Raw genomic sequence first — 16,648 nt, 5'->3', positions numbered from 1 at the left:
GGCCGCAGTTCTCGATGGTCGGCTGACCGTCGCAAACAGAAAACGCGCCGCATGACCCCCATGTTTTGTCCACTCCCTCGCTAACGTGACCCAAGGCCGCCCAATTGGTTGGCGTTCAAAACTGTCGACGAGAATGATGTCCGCAGGCGTATGGTCGATTTGGACGACCTCCAGTGGCTGGTTTGCCTTGTTTTCGCCTGTGACCGGCGCAAATTTCTGGCGGGCCGCCTTTGCCCCTTCTCGTGCCTTTGCAATTTCGAGGGCATCCATTGCATCCAGACGACGCTGAACCGTCCGCCGCGTCGGCGGCTGTAACCCCTGTTGCCAGCAGGCACTGCGGATCTCCGTCACGACGCGCGACAGGCTCGGACGTTCCCGGCGCAAGAAATAACGGCGAAGATGCTCTTCGATCACCGCTTCAACTTTGCCGGATATCAAAGTTGTTCCAGTCGGGCGGCCCCGTTTCCGCGGCACCAGAGCGCTCGTGCGCCCACCCTCTTCGGCCAGCCGCTTTAACCAACGCCATACCGTAGCCCTGCTGACACCGAGTTCCCAAACGGCATCATTGATGCCACTTTCCAGACTGCCAGTTCCTTTGAGATATGCCTGAACAAGCGGACGCAGAACGGTCGCCCTGCGCGCCTCCTCAGCACCAGCGGCAACGGAGTCTTCGCGATCATCATCCATCAATATTTGCCGCACAAGTCTGTGAACCCTGTCTCAGTTTTAAGGGCAAAAATATCGGAATCAAAGGCAAAACCTCATATTTAAGGGCAAAGGACAGCCGCTGATTTCGTTGAATTTCCCATCTCACAATTAAGGGCTACGCGACACATCTATCGCTACATCTATTCCGAGAAAGGTCAGCGCGAAGACCTGTAGTGGTATCTTCCGACCCACCGTGTCGCCCGCAGACCACGTCGCACCAGAAGGCGTGGAGAACCCAAATTTCACCGCGATGTCAGTATCCTGTTCCGCCCCGATGATGTCGCCCATCGTCGCCAGTTTGGTCACTGGGAGGCAGATTTGATGCTGTTCAAACAAAAGCTTGGCCAGACCAGCGTCACCTCACTGGTTGAGCGCGTCAGCCGCTTCACCATGATCCTGAAGAACCCCAACAAGCGCACCAAGCCGGTCATGGCCAAGATAATGAGCGCCATCAAAGATCTCCCCCTCGTCGCCCGTCGGTCCATGACTTTTGACCGCGGAACCGAGTTTGTTAATTGGCCCCACCTCCAAGCCGAGATCGGAACCCAGACGTGGTTTTGCGACCCTTCCAGCCCTTGGCAGAAAGGCACCGTCGAGAACACAAACCGACGCCTTCGAAGGTGGCTGCCCCGCAAACGCGACATTCGACAATGCACAGATCACGATATGAAGGTGATCTGTGATCGCCTCAACAACACGCCGCGCAAGTGTCTTGGATGGAAGACCCCAGCCGAGGGCATTGCCAAGTTGTTCAGCTTGCATGATCAGGCTATTTCAACGTCATGAGAATCCCAACCAGTGTCCTGCGACTGAAGGGCTTCCGGTTCCCTCGCGAAATCATCGCATACGCTGTTTGGGCTTACCATCGCTTCGCAATGAGCACGGCCGACGTCGAAGACCTGCTGGCCGAGCGCGGTGTGATTGTAAGCCGGGAAGCGATCCGGTTGTGGGTCAATCGCTTTGGTCCCCATTTCGCAAAGTGCGTCCGGCGCGATCGTCCTCGCCCCAATGGCAAATGGCATCTGGATGAGGTCGTTATCTCGATTCGAGGGAAGAAACATTGGCTGTGGCGTGCCATTGACGCGGAAGGGGACGTCCTCGACATTCTCGTGCAAACGCGACGAAACGCTAGAGCAGCCAAGCGGTTTCTCCAAAGGCTGATCAATCAGTTCGGCGAGCCGAGGGTCGTGATCACCGACAAGCTGCGCAGCTATGTTAAGCCGATCAAAACATTGGCACCGGACGCTGACCACCGCGCCCACAAGGGATTGAACAACGCCATCGAAGGATCACACAGGCCAACCCGGAAGCGAGAGAAGATATTCGGCCGGTTCAAGTCACATCGGCAGGCTCAGAGGTTTCTATCCGCTCACGATCAGATCAACCTGATTTTCCGTCCCCGCCGATTTCAACTCACCGCAAACTCATATCGCCACGCCCGAGCTGACGCGTTCAGCCTCTGGGCAGAATACACCATCGAGATGGTGGCGTAATTTACAGACCAGCAACACCCTACGACACGCGGCCAACAACTTGGCAATGCCCCCTCGACTACCGGGAGCGACTTTTCCCCAACCTGTTCGCTGACGGGGATCTGCCTCAATAATTGAAGAGAATCTACTGGAGGCCATAAATATTGCTTCGGTTTTCAGTTGGAGGCGCACCACATCCGATACCGCCCCTGCCCGGTCACCTCGCGGATAAGGCCCCGCGTTTCCATCCAGGCGAGGTTGCGCTGGACGGCGGCGCGGCTGGCACCGGTCAGGGTCTCGGCCATTGGAGCGGAGACGACGGGCCATTCGGTCAGCACCGCGCGCAATGCTGGTGGTGTCTTGCCAGAGAGCGGGGCCATCATGGTTTCCGCCCGCGCTGACCATGCCTGGATATCGTCGAGGTGCCGCATCGCGGTCAGGCATGCTGTTTCCATTCCCTCGAGCCAACGCTCCAAGCGCTCAGCTGGTGGACCACTGGGGCGCAGCCCCCCTGCCCCGCGTATGGCCAGAGGCGCAAAGATGGCCCCCTTGCCCTCGCCCACCGCAATACGTGCGGCGGTAACCGCAGCTTCCATCTGGCCGCCGTGTTGCCCGAGACCCGCAAGGTTCCAGAGGTGAAGCCCCATGCATGAGCGTGTGATCGGGTGCAGATCGGCAGCTTGCGCCATCAGGGCAAGCCAACCGCCCGCGCGATCCGCAAAGGGCTCGGCTTCATCCGCCATGTTTTCAGGGTCACGGCGATCAAGGAAAGCGGACAGGTCCACCTCTGGGCCGGGACCGCCTGCAAGACGCCGCACCGCCCATCCGACACGCGCGAGCGCTGCGGTGTCGTCCTGCACCGCGGACAAGCGCATGGATATCCAGAGCGCCAGCCGCTCCGGGCCAATTCGGTCGCCCACAAACCAGCTGAGGTCAGCCGCCTCCATCAGCGCGAGCCTGTGCCGCCAGCCCTCCGGGCCACGGCGCAGCCGGTCGTCCAGCGCGCCGATCCGGTCAGCCACTCGGGCGAGACGCGCGGCATTGCCCGCCTCAGCCTTCCGCCAATCGTCGAGGACTGCGGTTTCACGCAGCTCTGCCCTCGGTCCGGGCGGCAGATAATCCGGCTCCACTTCCATCGGACCGGGCAGGAACCACCGGTCGTCCTCAGACGTCTCTTCAAGCCCCTCCAGATCCACTAGAGGATCGTCAAAACTATCATGCCGCGTAGATACTTGAGGCTTCATATGTGCAAAATACGGCACTTTTGCATTTTACCCAAGTGTTTTGTCAGGGTGCGCCTGCACTCCTTATATAGCACGCGCGCGCGGTGGTCTGCGAGATCTCTCTGATCGCGCTCAGCGTATGAAAACCGAGGGGTTTTTGATGAGCAGCAGCTCAGAGAGCGCCCTTGCATCTGTTTACAAACGGTCGTTTATTGGCAATATATTAAATTGCAAAGGGCCCAGTTTCATGCCCCTGATCGGCTACGCCCGCGTCTCCACCGAAGATCAGACCCCCCTGCCCCAGTCTGAGGCACTGCAGTCTGCGGGATGCGCCGAGATCTTTGAAGAGCACGCCTCGGGCGGCAATCGCGCGCGGCCCGTGCTTGCACGTGTGCTGGAGCGGATTGGCAAGGGCGACACGCTGGTCGTCGTTCGGATTGATCGGCTTGCGCGGTCTCTGTCGCACTTGCTTGAGGTGATCGAAAGACTGGAGGGCAAGGGGGCGTTCTTCCGCTCGCTCCAGGACCCGATCGACACTGCCTCGCCCCAGGGCAAGTTCACGTTGCAGGTTCTGGGCGCTGCGGCTGAGTTCGAACGCGCCCTGATCCGCGAGCGTACCAAAGCCGGACTTGCCTCGGCACGCTCAAAGGGCCGCGTCGGCGGCAACCCAGGTCTTCGCGTCAAGGACCCTGAAGCGCTGCGCACGGTGCGGCTGGCGCGACAGGACGGCTACATGGAGCGCTTGAACGAAACTGCGCAGGATTGGGTGCCCCATGTGCGCCGTTTGCGCCCCGATATGGCTTGGGAAGACGTCCTGCGGATCATCAATGGCCCCCTGCACCATGATCGGCGCTGGACGTCGCGAAACCGACGATCGCCTGCCTGCGATTGTCGCCGCAATCAAAGGTGCTGACCCCGAGATCACCTTGCAGGCAATCTGCGACCGACTGGAATCCATGCGTGAGCGCACCCCTCGCGGTCGCACCAGCTGGCAGCCTTCCTCAGTCAGAATGTTGCTGGAGCGGGCAGAGCGCCTCGGGCTCGTCTAATCGGCTATTCGGTGCCAATCGCTCAATCATTCAGAAGCGACGATTCGTCGGCAGACCCCGCCGCGATACCTAGGGGTAGGCTGCAGTGAAGCCACAACATGTTCGACAAGGCGCTAGAGCAGACTGAGATTTATCCTGATCGGCTAGATACTTAGACTACTTTCTCACGCCAGAAAGCACGCCCAGCTCAAGTTCCCGCCCTCCGCCTTCAAAAAAAATTGTTGTCTGGCGATAAGTTGCGTGTCATGAGTGCTGTAGTCGCAAAAAAGCGAAAATCGCGCACTTTGGCGACGAAACACAATCGACCCACCAAGAGGTCACGAGGGCAGCATGAACGGCAAGGCAGATTTCCCCGGTGCAAAATCCATTGCAGCTTCCATTTCTGCCAACGCCGCGCGCCTGTCGGATGCTCTCAACCATCATATGCGCAACAGCTTTCAACCGGAAAGCAGAAAGACGCTGCGGAAGTTTCACCCTGCAGAGGTCTCTGAGCTGACAGGCATCAGCATGTCGAACCTGAGAACGCGCCATCAGGAAGGTGATTTTCCCGAAGTCGAGACAGACTCTCGCGGCAGGCGTCTCTATTCCGCTGAAGAGATCGATCAAATCCGCAGGGTGATGGCGCGGACCGGTCGCAACGGGGAAGCTTATTCGCCAGGCCGGCGGGATGGCGATGGACTTCAGATCATATCCATCGTGAATTTCAAAGGCGGGTCCAGCAAGACGACGACAGCAATTCATCTAGCCCAACGTTATGCCCTCAGAGGGTATCGCGTCTTGGCAGTAGACATGGATCCCCAAGCCAGCCTAACGACTATGTTCGGATACCGCCCAGAAATCGAATTTGCCGAAAGCGGCACGGTGTACGACGCCCTGAAATACGAGGATCCGGTTCCCCTGAGCCAAGTCGTCCGCAAGACTTACTTCCACAACCTCGACCTCGCGCCAGCCGGATTGTTGCTGTCTGAGTATGAAACCGAGACGGCTTACGCGCTTCAACACAAGGTCGATCCTCCGTTCACTCAAAGGTTGGCCATTGCGCTCGATGAGATCGAAGCCAACTACGATCTGGTGATCATCGATTGCCCACCGCAGTTGGGCTTCACGACGATGACGGCATTGCTCGCGTCAACCGGCCTCCTGATTACCGTGGTGCCGAGTATGCTGGACGTCGCCTCCATGGCGCAATTCCTTGAGATGGCGGGAGAAACCGTCAGGACTTTGGAGGAAGCAACAGGACCGATCGACTGGTCGTTCCTCAAGTACCTCGTCGCGAGGTTCGAACCGACCGATGTCCCACAATCGCAGATGGCTGGGTTCCTAAGGTCGATTTTGCTCGACCAGGTTCTCAACACGCCCATGCTGAAATCCACTGCCATTTCGGACGCCGGGATGACGCAGCAGACGATCTATGAACTAGAGCCGAGCCAGGTCGTCAAGAAGACATTGGACAGGATACTCGAAAGCGTAAACGGCGTCGCAGACGAGTTCGAAAAGACGATTCAACAGGCTTGGGGGAGGACGGTCGAGTAATGGCGCGTAGAAACCTTTTCCAGCCCCCTCCCCCACCGGACACCACCGAGGACGTGGCAACGGCTGACCTTAAGCCTCGTTTCCCCAACACCGGTGCGATGAGCGGTGTGAAATCGACCCTGAAGGATCTATCCAGCAACGCTGTACGGGAAATTCCGGTCGATCTCATCGAGGAAGACGGGCCGAAAGACCGTCTTTCATTCTCCGATGCCGACGTCGCGTCTCTTGCCGCGAGCATCAAGGAACATGGGCAGCAGGTGCCGATCATGGTCCGTCCGCTTGCGGACAAACCGGGTCGGTACAAGATCGTTTATGGTCGTCGCCGACTGCGGGCCCTTCAATCGATCGGAGTATCGGCCAGAGCCTTGGTGCGCACTCTTTCGGACGAGGAGGCGATCCTTGCCCAAGGCCAGGAAAACTCACACAGACTGGACCCTAGTTTCATTGAAAAGGCCTTGTTCGCCGCGCAGCTGAGCGACAATGGCTACGATCAGCCAGTGATCCTCGACGCACTTGCCATCGACAAACCTATGTTGTCGCGAATGACTAAGGTTGCCCGCACAATACCGGTGACAGTGATACAGTTGATCGGCTCGGCACATGGCGTCGGACGTCGCCGGTGGGAAGACCTAGCAGACAAGGCGAAGGGCAGCAATGCTGACCTAGTTCGAGTAGCTTCCGATTTGGGTCTGGATCAGATCCCTACTTCGGACGACCGCTTTGCGCGCGTCAGCGACGCCATTTCGAAACTTGGCAACCCCGCGAGGTCCACAAAGTCCGCAGCACATATGGTTGTCTCAAGCGACGGCAAGACACTTGCAGAGGTCAAGGATAGCCCGCGCGCTTTGACGGTAAAAATGTCCAAGGTTGATACCCCGGAGTTCGCTCAATGGATGCGAGACAACGCGGAAGTTGAGTTGAAACGTCTCTATGAGGCGTGGAAGTCGGACCAGCAATCCGGCTGACAGACAGGCGAGCAGAGCAACAAAAAAGGAGCACGAAAACAGCCAGAAAAGAAAGAGCCCCCCAAGGTCATCCCCGGAGAGCCCAATCTGTTCTTAGCACCCTCAGATGTACCAGCTTCTCCGTAGCAGTCAATAACAACCGAATCGGTTGAACGATGATCTGTTGCCTTTTCTCAAGAAATCGGGGGATCTGGGCCTTTCCCGACCGGTTGTCGTGAAAAATTCATGGCATTCACTCAGGCATCCGCCTCCGTTGGAGAGCGGACAGAGATCATGTTGTCCGCGGACAACGCCCGCCCCGAACGTCACATCATCATCGACACACTGCGCCAGGCGGCTCCGTTGATGGGTCTAAAAGCATCAGTCATTGCGACGCTCGACGCGATGCTCTCGTGCCTTCCACCGAAAAGGCCGCACAACACCGTCTTTGCATCTAACGCCACGCTTGCGTTCCGACGCAATGGAATCTCCGACCGAACAATTAGGCGCCATGCGGCCATTCTCCAAGAACTCGGGCTGCTTGTTCGCCGTGATAGCGCAAATCGAAAAAGGTTCAGCAAGCGAAACGTAACCGAAGGCACCGCCCTTCGATTCGGGTTCGACCTCACACCCTTGTTCCAACGCTTCCAAGAGCTCGCAGAGCTTGCTGCCCAGGCCGTTCGCGAAAACGACCAGATCGCCTACCTCAAAGCAAAAATACGTGCCGCAGCAAACGACATCCTGCAAGCCGAACCCGACGACATTGATGCGATAATCGCTATGCGCACCCTTCGCAGAAAGCTTTCACTGGATGAATGCCACAGCCTCTTGGCTGGCCTAGATATCGAAGCGGTGGAAGCCGAACAACCTTGTGAAGCAGTCGTCGCCGGAGAGGAAAAAATGTCCGGCAACGACGGCCAAAATGTCCGCCATCATCATAACTCAAACAAAGAACATATTGATAAGAGAGAACACCACCCGTCGAAAACTCGACCAACACATCCAAGGGCAATACCCCTTAGCGTTCCCGAAATCCTTAGCGCCTGCCCTGAAGCAGCCCAATTTTCACTCACACCAGTGAAGACTATGTCCGACGTGGTTTCACACGCACGAACTCTCGCACCAATGCTCGGGATAGACTCGAGAAACTACCAAGACGCTCAAGAACAGCTGGGCATAGAAGGGGCAGCGCTTACCGTCTGGGCGATCATGCAGTTCCACGACAAAGTCCAAAAGGTCGGTGCCTATTTTCGGTCGATAACGTCAGGGAGAAACAGCCCTGACTTCGTTCCAGAGCAGCTTGTTCGGCGACTCTCTCGGGCACAACTGCAACCGATTTAGTCAGACAGTGCTCTACTGCTTGTGCCAAGAAATTGTCCGCGGACAACTACGGTCGAGGGAGAGAGGGGTTGTGAAATGGGTGACGGGAAGTGAGATCGGAAGAGTGGCTTCCGGCGCCCGTCGTGGAGAATATCTGATGGCGAAATCTGTCCAGAAAGTCACTCTGTCCCCGTCCCGGGATTTTCCCTTTAACAAGCTCGTCCTGAGCCAGATCAACGTCCGGCGCGTCAAGGCCGGCATCTCGGTCGAGGAACTGGCCGGAGACATCGCCCGCCGCAGGTTGCTGCAGAGCTTGAGCGTCCGGCCGGTTCTAACCAAGGATAGGTCCGAAACCGTCATGTTCGAAATCCCCGCTGGCAGCCGACGCTTCCTGGCCCTGTCACTCCTCGTGAAGCAGAAACGCCTGGCCAAGACGACGCCCATTCCCTGCATCGTGCGGGATGCCAAGTCCACGATCCTCGCCGAAGACGACCCGCTCGCTGAGAACATGCGGCACGCTGCTTTGCATCCGCTCGATCAGTTCCGGGCATTCGTGGCGCTGCGGCAGAAGGGTCAGGGTGACGAAGAGATCGCAGCCGCCTTCTTTGTCACGCCGCAGGTGGTCAAGCAGCGCCTGAAACTCGCCGCCGTGGCCCCTGCCCTGCTCGAGCTTTATGCCGAGGATCAAATGACGCTGGAGCAGCTGATGGCCTTCACGATCAATCCAGACCATGAGCGTCAGGTCCAGGTCTGGGATGCGATCAAATCGTCCTGGAACAAGGAGCCTTTTCAGATCCGGCGCATGCTGAAGGAAACCTCGGTGCGCGCCTCAGACCGTCGTGCCGCCTTTGTCGGCGTCGAGGCCTATGAGGCTGCTGGCGGCACCATGTTGCACGACCTCTTTCAGGGCGATGACGGCGGCTGGCTGGAAGACCCTTCCCTGCTCGATCGTCTGGTCAGCGAGAAGCTTCAAGTTGAAGCCGAAGCGATCGCGACCGAAGGTTGGAAATGGATCGAGGTCTCGCTCGACCTGCCCAATGGCTACAGCCATGGCCTTCGACGGCTTAGCGGCGATCCGGCGCCGATGACGGATGAGCGACCCATGCCAAGCTGCACCGAGCGCTCGAAGAGGAATACGAGGGCCAGGACGAATTCCCCGAAGAGATCGCGCGGGCAGGGGCTTTGGTGAAGCTTGATCGCTATGGCGAGCTTGCCTTCTATCGGGGCTTTGTGCAGCCCGAGGATGAGCCTCGGGAAGATGTTGACGTCCACAGCGGTGAACAGGCGGCAGACGGGCAGGGCACTTAGCTTTCAGGAGATGGTGTCGGCCATGGCACGGTGATCACCTCTGGCGGTCAGGCGCTTGGCGCCAACGTACCCGACGACGATGTGTCGGATGCGCGCTGGCTGAAAGCGCTCGAGGACGAGAAAGCCAAGCTGAAGAAGCTGCTGGCGGAAGCGATGCTCGACAATGCGATCCTGAAGGATGTCGCCTCACGAAGGTGGTAGCGCCCGGCGCTAGGCGGGAGGCGTTGGCGCATGTCGTGAAAGGCCACGGTGTGAGCCAGCGACGGGCGTGCAAGGCATTGGCGGTGGATCGGTCGAGCGTGCGCCATTGCAGTGTGCGACCGGACGATGCCGAGGCGAGAGCCGCGATGAAGGCTGTCGCAGCCGAGAGGCGGCGGTTGGGCTATCTGCGCGGCATGGTCGAGAAGGCCGGTGGGGCAGCATCTCGAGAGCAGCTTCTATGGCAGGCTCAGCGGGCAGGCGGCGTGATGGGGCAGGGGGTCAGAGACCAGCGGCCTTGGTCAGGTTCACGCGGAACCGGTCCCGACGGCGCTGGTAGCGGCGGGTCATCTCGGCCGAGGCGTGCCCCAGCTGCTTTTGGACATAGCGTTCGTCGACCTCAGCGGAACTGGCGAGGCCGGCACGCAGCGAGTGGCCAGAGAATAGCGTCAGGCGATCTTTCTCGGGCAGTTCGGATCGGATGCCTGCGTCCAGCACTGTGCGCTTGATCAGGCGTGCGACATGCTTGTCGTTGAGCCTCGTTTCGGATGCTCTTTTGCCGTCGCGCGAGGTGCCAACGAAGACCGGACCGAAATCGATCTTGGCAAAGTGCAGCCATTGCTGGAGCGCGTGCACGGGGCAGGTCTGATCCTTCGAGCCGCGGCCGATCTCGACCTCGCGCCAACCTGTCTTCGCATTGAGGGTCAGGAGGGCGCCTTTCTCGAATATCTCGATCCAGCCACCGGAATCCGGCGTGTCGTCTTTATGGACGTCGAGGCTGACGATTTCCGAGCGGCGCAAGCCTCCAGCGTAGCCGAGCAACAGGATCGCACGATCTCGTAGCCCGCGAAGATCGTAGGACAGGGTGGCAACCATTGCGAGGATGTCCTCGGCCTGGATCGCTTCCTTCTGCACCGGCGGGCGCGCGTGTTTGCGCTTGATCCCCGCCATGACCGAAGCAATGTGGCGGTTCTTGCGATCGAGAGTGAACCCCCGTTGCGCGTAGTTCCAGGCGAGGCCGGACAGGCGGCGGTCGATCGTGCTGACCGACAGGGGTCGGGCCGCCGACAGCGAAGGGGAGGAGCTTGAACCGGATGCCAGATCGGCGAGGTAGAGCCCGATCATCTCAGGGGAGGGGGGCAATGGCTCCGCGCCCTTCAGCCGGCACCATCGCGTGAAATGCGCCCAGTCCTTTGCATAAGCTTTCAGCGTGTTGTCCGACGCGGACGCGCGCGCGTAGTCACGCGCGGTGTCGACCAGTCGATCGAGCGTGCCGGACCCCGCGACATGGGAGGGCAGGGCGATACCGTCGCTTTCCTCTTGATCTCTCCCGTCGAGGGGAACATCATTTGTCGCATCAGAGGGCGCTGACGTCGATTTCTCGGTCTCTGAGGGCATCTTTCCACTGAATCTGTCGGTCTGCCGGAGTTCTTGAGACTGCGGTCCATTTGCTTTCAATGCTTTGCCGGTTTTTCATTTCGAGATTGAGTCGGAATTCATGAGACTGTATACGGATGTGAGTCGCTATTCGTGAGACTACACAGCATCCGTGCGTCGTTCAAGTCATGTCCGATAATCCCGCGCCTGACCAAGACTGGGAAGAAGCCGAGTTTCGCGCAAGAGTGCTTGCCGAACTGCCAGAACAGCTCACCGAAGGTGACGTTGAATGGGCGATGCGGCAGTTGAATGTCAGCCGGGCGACGGTCTTCCGCTTGGCAAAGCAGTTCCGGGAGGATGCGCGGACCAGCGCACTTCTGCCGAATACATCCGGCCCAAAGCCAGGCATGCAGCCAATGGACCCTGCGATCGAGGCGATCGTGACCCATCATTTCAAGGCGTTTTATGCCACCCGTCGCAAACCGACCAAGACCCGGTTCTGGCGCGAGGTTGCAGCCGACTGCAAGGCGAAAGGGCTGGCACCTCCTTCAATCAGACGCCTTGGCCGCTGGCTGGATCTGAAGGATCAGGCAAAACTCATGGCCAGGCGGGAGGGGAAGGACAAGGCGGAGCGCCGCCACCTTGCCACGCCCGGAACGCTCACCGCGGCCCGCCCGCTCGACATCGTCCAGATCGATCATACCAAGGCTGATGTGACGGTCGTCGATCCAGTGACCCGGCGCCCACTTGGCCGGCCGACGCTGACCGTGGCGATCGACGGGAATACCCGCATGGTTCTGGGGTTTCACCTGTCTCTGGAACCGCCCTCGCTTCTTTCAGTCGCGCTTTGCCTGACCCATGCGGTGATGGACAAGTCGCATTGGCTGACGGCGCGTGGGATCAATACGGACTGGCCCGCCCATGGTATCCCCAGGGCGATCTACGTGGACAACGGCGCGGAATTCCATGCCCGCGCCTTCGGGCTCGCCTGCGCCGAGTACCAGATCGACCTTCGGTACCGCCCTCCAGGCACACCGCGCTACGGCGGCCATATCGAGCGCCTGATCGGCACGATGATGGGGGCGGTTCACCTGCTGCCGGGCTCGCATTTCTCGAACATCTTCGAACGCGGCGATCTCGACGCCGAGGCCGAGGCGGTGATGACACTTGCGGAGCTGGAAACCTGGCTGGCGCTCGAAATCACCGGCTCCTACCATGCGCGCATCCACAGCGCCTTGGAAACTACGCCCTTAGCGGCCTGGGTTGCGCAGGCGGATACGGCGAAGCTCCGCATGCCCGCTGATCTACGGCAGTTCCTGGTCGATTTTCTGCCTTCGGAGCAGCGTATGCTTCAACGCGACGGTTTTCACCTCTTTCATATCCGCTACTGGTCGGGCGAGCTGCGTTGGCTGATGGCCCGGGAAAGTCGCAAATACACCCTCAAATACGACCCACGCGATCTCTCGCGCATCTTCGTGCTGACCGAGGATGGCATTATCGAGGCGCGGCCGGCCGATTTGACCCGTCCCGCGATCACGCTCTGGGAACACCGCGCGGCGCGGCGCGCCTTGCGGGAGGCCGGGCGCCGGTCGGTGGATGAGGAGCTCATCTTTCTCACGATCGAGGCGCAGCGCGACCTCGTTGATAGCGCCGCGCGGCAGACCAAGGCGATCCGGCGCCACCAGGCCCGGCGAGCGCATCTCGATCCGCGCCCAATGATCGATGTGACACCTGCATCTGAACCGTCTGCCGCTCTTCCCGCTTCGGAAAACAAGAGCAATGCACTGAAAGATCACCCGGGCTTCTATGTCGAGGAGTGGTACGAGGATGACTGAGTTTCCGCATCTCTATCCGAACGCCGGCAGGATTGCCGCTCTCAGTGCCGAGGAGCGGATTCTGCGCATCCGTGCAGACCGGTGGGTGTCCTATCCCCGAGCGGAGGCGGCGCTCGCCAAGCTGGAAACCCTGCTGTCATTCCCGGAGCGCGCCCGGATGCCGAACCTGCTCCTAGTCGGCGAAAGCGGCATGGGAAAGACCATGATCATCGAGAAATTCACGCGAGATCACCCCTCGAGTTTTGACGACACAACCGGTCGGTTGCATATGCCGGTCGTCGCGGTGCAGATGGTCTCAGGCCCGGATGAAACCCGCTTCTACCGTCGTATTCTGGCTGCAATTGGTGCCCCGGAACCTCCCCGCGCAACGCTTGCTGTCCTTGAAAGCCTGGCACTGCGCCTGCTCACCGAGTTGCGCCCTCATATGCTGGTGATCGACGAGATTCACAGTCTGCAGGCGGGCACGATCCGCGAACAGGCACGGTTTCTGAACATGCTGCGGTTTCTGGGCAACGAGCTGCGCGTGCCTCTCGTTTGCGTCGGCACCGCCCAGGCCCGCAATGCGCTGCGCACCGATGACCAGCTGGTGCGTCGGTTCGAGGCTTTCGCCCTGCCGCCCTGGCAGGACGGGGCCGATTTCACCGGGCTGATGAGCACGCTGATGCGCAGCCTGCCGCTGAGGCGGGAAAGCGAGATCGACGAGAAGGCGCTCTCACGGATGATCAAGGTGACCAGCGGCATCACTTCGGGGATATTTTCCATCATGTCTCAGCTGGCAATCGCCGCCATTGAAAGCGGCGAGGAACGCATCCTCTCGCGCGATATTCTGGGCGGCGACCGGTTGCAGGCGGTCCTGGGAGAGCCGGTGTGACCGCGCACGGGCGCTTGCCGGTAGTCTACCTCCCCGAGGCCGACGAACGGCTGTCTTCCTGGGCCGCGCGCATGGCCCCGTTCTACGCCATGACGGTTTCGGAATTCGTCGCCGCGCTTGGCCTGAAGGGGCACGACGTGTTCGACTTGGAATGGCGTCTTTCGGAAGGGCAGGGGGCTCTGATCGCGGCTCGGACCGGCCTTTCGCCGGAAGCGGTGCAGGCCATGACTTTTCGGAAGTTGGGGTCAGCGGTGCGCATGATGATCGCGCGGAAGAACCGGTCTCCGTGTCGGCACTGTCCCGAAGACGTGCATCGCAAAGCCGCCGCGCTGCCGTGGCGATTTCGCTGCCCGGTGCATGGTGTGGAGTTTCGGGACGCCACCGGCGAGACCCTGTCCAACCGGTTCGGTACGGATTGCTTCAAGAAACTTGAAGGGCATGCCGAGGCCGGGGCCACTTACCTCGATGCCTGGGCGCGCGGTGCGGGGCAGCAAGACCTGGAAGCGCTCGAAGTGCTTCAGGTTCTGACGGTGCGGCATCGCCGGGCCTCGCCGCCGAACGTTTGCGAGCAGCCACGGATGTCTCTGAAAGATCGCCGAGACTATCATGATTTTCTGACCACGCCGATCATCCGACAGGCGCTAACGGTCGTCGTTCCCGAATACGATCAGGTGGCGCCAGTGCTTGCCAAGGCAGTGCGCCCCGGTTTCCACGCCCTGGCGCAGAGCTCGCTGTTGCAATGTTTCGCGCTGACGGTCGGCGTCGGGCGGATCATTGAGGATCCGGTCAAACGGGTGATCTCAGTCATGCTTGTGAGCGATGCGGAAGGGCAGGGACGGGTCCGGCAGGCGATTAGGTCATGGCCTCTCTCGTTAAGACGAAGCATCTCAGCCCGGCTCTGGCGTGCTCAGCGCGACGACAGAGAGCGTCAGAGCGCTGCAAAGCCCAACAAACGCCGCCTGTCTCACGAATTCCGACTCATCCAGTCTCATGAATACCGCTCCAGAATCTCATGAACCCCGGTTCGTTTTTCAGGGAAGTGCTTGAATCTCATGAATTCCGGTCATCCGACAGAATCCGATGCTGAAGTTGAACTGTCTGGCAACATATCTTGTTATGTCTGATAATGTAAACTTATTGGACATAATGCAGCACTGCAGGGCGGGGCGGTTAGAGCATCATATGTAGACGAAAGCGCCGCGAGTGATTAGTCTTGTGGTATGACATACCAGCTGGCCACCATCTCTGACGATCTCAACACTTTACCGCAGCTGCCGGGCTGGGTCACCTCCGGACGTGCGGAAACCCTTGAAACTGTGGCCTTTCGGTCGGGGGCGGCGCTGACAGTGATCGACCAGCTGGTCTCCGATCCGCGGCATGGTGTGCCGGTGAAGCTGCTGGCCAATCGGCTGGCGCTCCGTTCCGCGACGGCGACTTCAAAACTGGAAGGGCGGCTGGCGCGCGAGGCCGATATTCGTGACGCTTATCACCTGACGCCGCCCGGCCAGGCACGAGGTCCCGATGGTGATCTGCTGGCCTTCTGGCGCGAGGCGGTGCGGCTTCGGCTGGGTGGACCCGGCGAGATCGCAGATTTCATCGGCATGGACCTCGCAAGCGAGGTGGTTGTCTGGCTGGACGCGGGCCAAGAATGTGCGCGGACCCAAGGGCTGCTTGCGGGCTGCATGTCCGTCCTGCGGTCCGTGCTTGAGGCCGACGACCGGGCGGAACGGGTCGCCTGCCTGCTCTCGGACATCGTCCTGGCTCGGGCGCTGAACTGGAAAACAATGCTGCCGGTTACGGCGCGGCGGCTGACGAAGGCGGCATTGCGCGAACTGGCAGCAGAGGGGCAGGGGGCCGAGCTGGCAGTCCAGATGCGGATCCTCGAGTCCATCGAAGAGGCGATCCGACTGTCGCGGGACCTTGCCCGCCGCGCCGAGGCGCTTCGGGTCGTCGCCCCGAAGTTGCGAGCAAAAGGATCGGATGCGGCCATCGATCTGTTCCTGACCGAAGATGCCGTGGCTCCGGCGTCGATGCTGTCGCCGAGTATCCGGGGCACCAAAATTTCGATGACCGATCGCGCCGCGCGGCGGTTCTGCGATCGGCTGGTTGAGCTGGGCGTGGCGCGGGAACTGACCGGGCGCCCGACGTTCCGGCTCTATGGGATCGCACCATGACGACCGCGACCAGGAAACGGAAACTGGCGGGCAACGGAGGCAGTGCTGATTTTGACCGCGACCTCGACGACCTCCCGCAGGAGCTCCGCTGGCGCGAATGGATGGGCCGGATCGAGGCGGTGCTGTTCGCCAGTGCCTCGCCAGTCAGCCGCGAGGACCTGGCACGTATAGTTGGGCAGGGGGCCTCGGTGGAGATGCTGATCGAGGACATCCAAGCTGAGCTGACTGGCCGTCCCTATGAGTTGGCACAGTTCGCCGGCGGCTGGATATTCCGTACCAAGACGCAGTTTGCCGAAGCGATCAAAGCTGCCGCCGATCTCGGCGACCAGTCGCTCGCCTTCTCCGAGATGGAGATGGGCGTGCTTTGCGCCATCGCTTATCACCAGCCTATCGACCGTGCAGGCCTGGCCGACATTTTCGGCAAGGAGGTCAGCCGCGATCTTCTGGCCCGGCTGCGGTACAAGGACCTGATCGCCAGTGGGCCCCGGTCGCCGCGGCCCGGGGCTCCGCATACCTTCGTGACGACCGAGACGTTTCTTGTGACCTTTGATCTACAAAACTTGCGGGACCTGCCGGAGCTTGAGTTGGATTCCCGGGATCACGGATGACTGGACACGTGCAATCTTGACAAATTGG

General features: G+C 60.1%; 12 protein-coding genes and 3 pseudogenes. 12 read left to right on the top strand and 3 right to left on the bottom strand.

Features of this window, described 5'->3' with window-relative positions; all coding sequences use genetic code 11:
* On the bottom strand, nt 1-687 hold a 687-nt coding region (locus ACGYK9_RS16730; protein ID WP_394414205.1), incomplete at its 3' end, for a DNA-binding domain-containing protein.
* A gap of 210 nt (nt 688-897) precedes the next feature.
* Here ACGYK9_RS16730 and ACGYK9_RS16725 point away from each other — a divergent pair.
* Both ACGYK9_RS16725 and ACGYK9_RS16720 read left to right on the top strand, forming a co-directional pair.
* A pseudogene (locus ACGYK9_RS16725) lies at nt 898-1,494 on the top strand (IS30 family transposase); the annotation flags it as partial.
* Nucleotides 1,491-2,201: an IS6 family transposase gene (locus ACGYK9_RS16720; protein ID WP_394414202.1), complete on the top strand. Its 711-nt coding sequence runs from the start codon at nt 1,491-1,493 to the stop codon at nt 2,199-2,201. The pseudogene ACGYK9_RS16725 and the gene ACGYK9_RS16720, both read left to right, overlap by 4 nt.
* Nucleotides 2,202-2,356: 155 nt before the next feature.
* Here the strand turns inward: ACGYK9_RS16720 and ACGYK9_RS16715 are convergent, their stop codons facing one another.
* Complete coding sequence (locus ACGYK9_RS16715; protein WP_394414199.1) at nt 2,357-3,424, bottom strand: hypothetical protein; 1,068 nt, start codon at nt 3,422-3,424, stop codon at nt 2,357-2,359.
* Between the two features lie 226 nt (nt 3,425-3,650).
* On the opposite strand from ACGYK9_RS16715, the pseudogene ACGYK9_RS16710 reads away from it, so the two are divergent.
* From ACGYK9_RS16710 to ACGYK9_RS16690, 5 genes and pseudogenes are all read left to right on the top strand, one after another.
* Nucleotides 3,651-4,452, top strand: a pseudogene (locus tag ACGYK9_RS16710) (recombinase family protein).
* A gap of 330 nt (nt 4,453-4,782) precedes the next feature.
* Nucleotides 4,783-5,985, top strand: a complete 1,203-nt coding sequence (gene repA / locus ACGYK9_RS16705; RefSeq protein WP_394414197.1) for a plasmid partitioning protein RepA — start codon at nt 4,783-4,785, stop codon at nt 5,983-5,985.
* A complete protein-coding gene (gene repB, locus ACGYK9_RS16700) occupies nt 5,985-6,950 on the top strand; it encodes a plasmid partitioning protein RepB (protein WP_394414194.1) in 966 nt (321 codons plus the stop codon). The genes repA and repB overlap by 1 nt, the downstream gene beginning before the upstream one ends.
* Nucleotides 6,951-7,175: 225 nt before the next feature.
* Entirely contained in the window at nt 7,176-8,270 is a 1,095-nt protein-coding gene (repC, locus tag ACGYK9_RS16695) for a plasmid replication protein RepC (RefSeq protein WP_394414192.1), read from the top strand.
* A gap of 136 nt (nt 8,271-8,406) precedes the next feature.
* Nucleotides 8,407-9,638, top strand: a pseudogene (locus ACGYK9_RS16690) (ParB/RepB/Spo0J family partition protein); the annotation flags it as partial.
* A 399-nt stretch (nt 9,639-10,037) separates the two neighbouring features.
* Here ACGYK9_RS16690 and ACGYK9_RS16685 read toward each other — a convergent pair.
* The gene (locus tag ACGYK9_RS16685; RefSeq protein ID WP_394414189.1) at nt 10,038-11,153 is read right to left on the bottom strand and encodes a tyrosine-type recombinase/integrase; all 1,116 of its coding nucleotides are present in this window, start codon (nt 11,151-11,153) and stop codon (nt 10,038-10,040) included.
* 167 nt (nt 11,154-11,320) lie between these two features.
* Here ACGYK9_RS16685 and ACGYK9_RS16680 point away from each other — a divergent pair, with 167 nt between their 5' ends.
* The 5 genes from ACGYK9_RS16680 (at nt 11,321) to ACGYK9_RS16660 (ending at nt 16,620) form a co-directional block, all read left to right on the top strand.
* Complete coding sequence (locus ACGYK9_RS16680) at nt 11,321-12,967, top strand: Mu transposase C-terminal domain-containing protein (protein ID WP_394414186.1); 1,647 nt, start codon at nt 11,321-11,323, stop codon at nt 12,965-12,967.
* The gene (locus tag ACGYK9_RS16675; protein ID WP_394414183.1) at nt 12,960-13,838 is read left to right on the top strand and encodes a TniB family NTP-binding protein; all 879 of its coding nucleotides are present in this window, start codon (nt 12,960-12,962) and stop codon (nt 13,836-13,838) included. The genes ACGYK9_RS16680 and ACGYK9_RS16675 overlap by 8 nt, the downstream gene beginning before the upstream one ends.
* A complete protein-coding gene (locus ACGYK9_RS16670) occupies nt 13,835-14,854 on the top strand; it encodes a TniQ family protein (protein WP_394414180.1) in 1,020 nt (339 codons plus the stop codon). Before ACGYK9_RS16675 ends, ACGYK9_RS16670 begins: the two co-directional genes overlap by 4 nt.
* 204 nt (nt 14,855-15,058) lie before the next feature.
* Nucleotides 15,059-16,012 carry a DUF1403 family protein gene (locus tag ACGYK9_RS16665; RefSeq protein WP_394414177.1) on the top strand — a complete coding sequence of 318 codons (954 nt, stop codon included), beginning with the start codon at nt 15,059-15,061 and terminating at the stop codon, nt 16,010-16,012.
* Nucleotides 16,009-16,620, top strand: coding sequence for an SMC-Scp complex subunit ScpB (locus ACGYK9_RS16660; RefSeq protein ID WP_394414174.1), 612 nt, complete (start codon nt 16,009-16,011; stop codon nt 16,618-16,620). Before ACGYK9_RS16665 ends, ACGYK9_RS16660 begins: the two co-directional genes overlap by 4 nt.
* Nucleotides 16,621-16,648 lie beyond the last annotated feature (28 nt).

It is taken from the genome of Sulfitobacter sp. 1A15258 (assembly GCF_043557045.1).
GTDB classification, from domain to species: Bacteria; Pseudomonadota; Alphaproteobacteria; order Rhodobacterales; family Rhodobacteraceae; genus Sulfitobacter; species Sulfitobacter faviae.
This window is presented reverse-complemented; position numbering and strand designations above follow the sequence as displayed.

Bases quoted from the DNA above. Each gene is read 5' to 3' on its own strand.
- repA (WP_394414197.1), top strand. From the start codon at position 4,783: ATGAACGGCAAGGCAGATTTCCCCGGTGCAAAATCCATTGCAGCTTCC.
- repC (WP_394414192.1), top strand. From the start codon at position 7,176: ATGGCATTCACTCAGGCATCCGCCTCCGTTGGAGAGCGGACAGAGATC.
- ACGYK9_RS16685 (WP_394414189.1), bottom strand. From the start codon at position 11,153: ATGCCCTCAGAGACCGAGAAATCGACGTCAGCGCCCTCTGATGCGACA.
- ACGYK9_RS16720 (WP_394414202.1), top strand. From the start codon at position 1,491: ATGAGAATCCCAACCAGTGTCCTGCGACTGAAGGGCTTCCGGTTCCCT.
- ACGYK9_RS16715 (WP_394414199.1), bottom strand. From the start codon at position 3,424: ATGAAGCCTCAAGTATCTACGCGGCATGATAGTTTTGACGATCCTCTA.
- ACGYK9_RS16665 (WP_394414177.1), top strand. From the start codon at position 15,059: ATGACATACCAGCTGGCCACCATCTCTGACGATCTCAACACTTTACCG.
- ACGYK9_RS16675 (WP_394414183.1), top strand. From the start codon at position 12,960: ATGACTGAGTTTCCGCATCTCTATCCGAACGCCGGCAGGATTGCCGCT.
- ACGYK9_RS16680 (WP_394414186.1), top strand. From the start codon at position 11,321: ATGTCCGATAATCCCGCGCCTGACCAAGACTGGGAAGAAGCCGAGTTT.
- repB (WP_394414194.1), top strand. From the start codon at position 5,985: ATGGCGCGTAGAAACCTTTTCCAGCCCCCTCCCCCACCGGACACCACC.
- ACGYK9_RS16660 (WP_394414174.1), top strand. From the start codon at position 16,009: ATGACGACCGCGACCAGGAAACGGAAACTGGCGGGCAACGGAGGCAGT.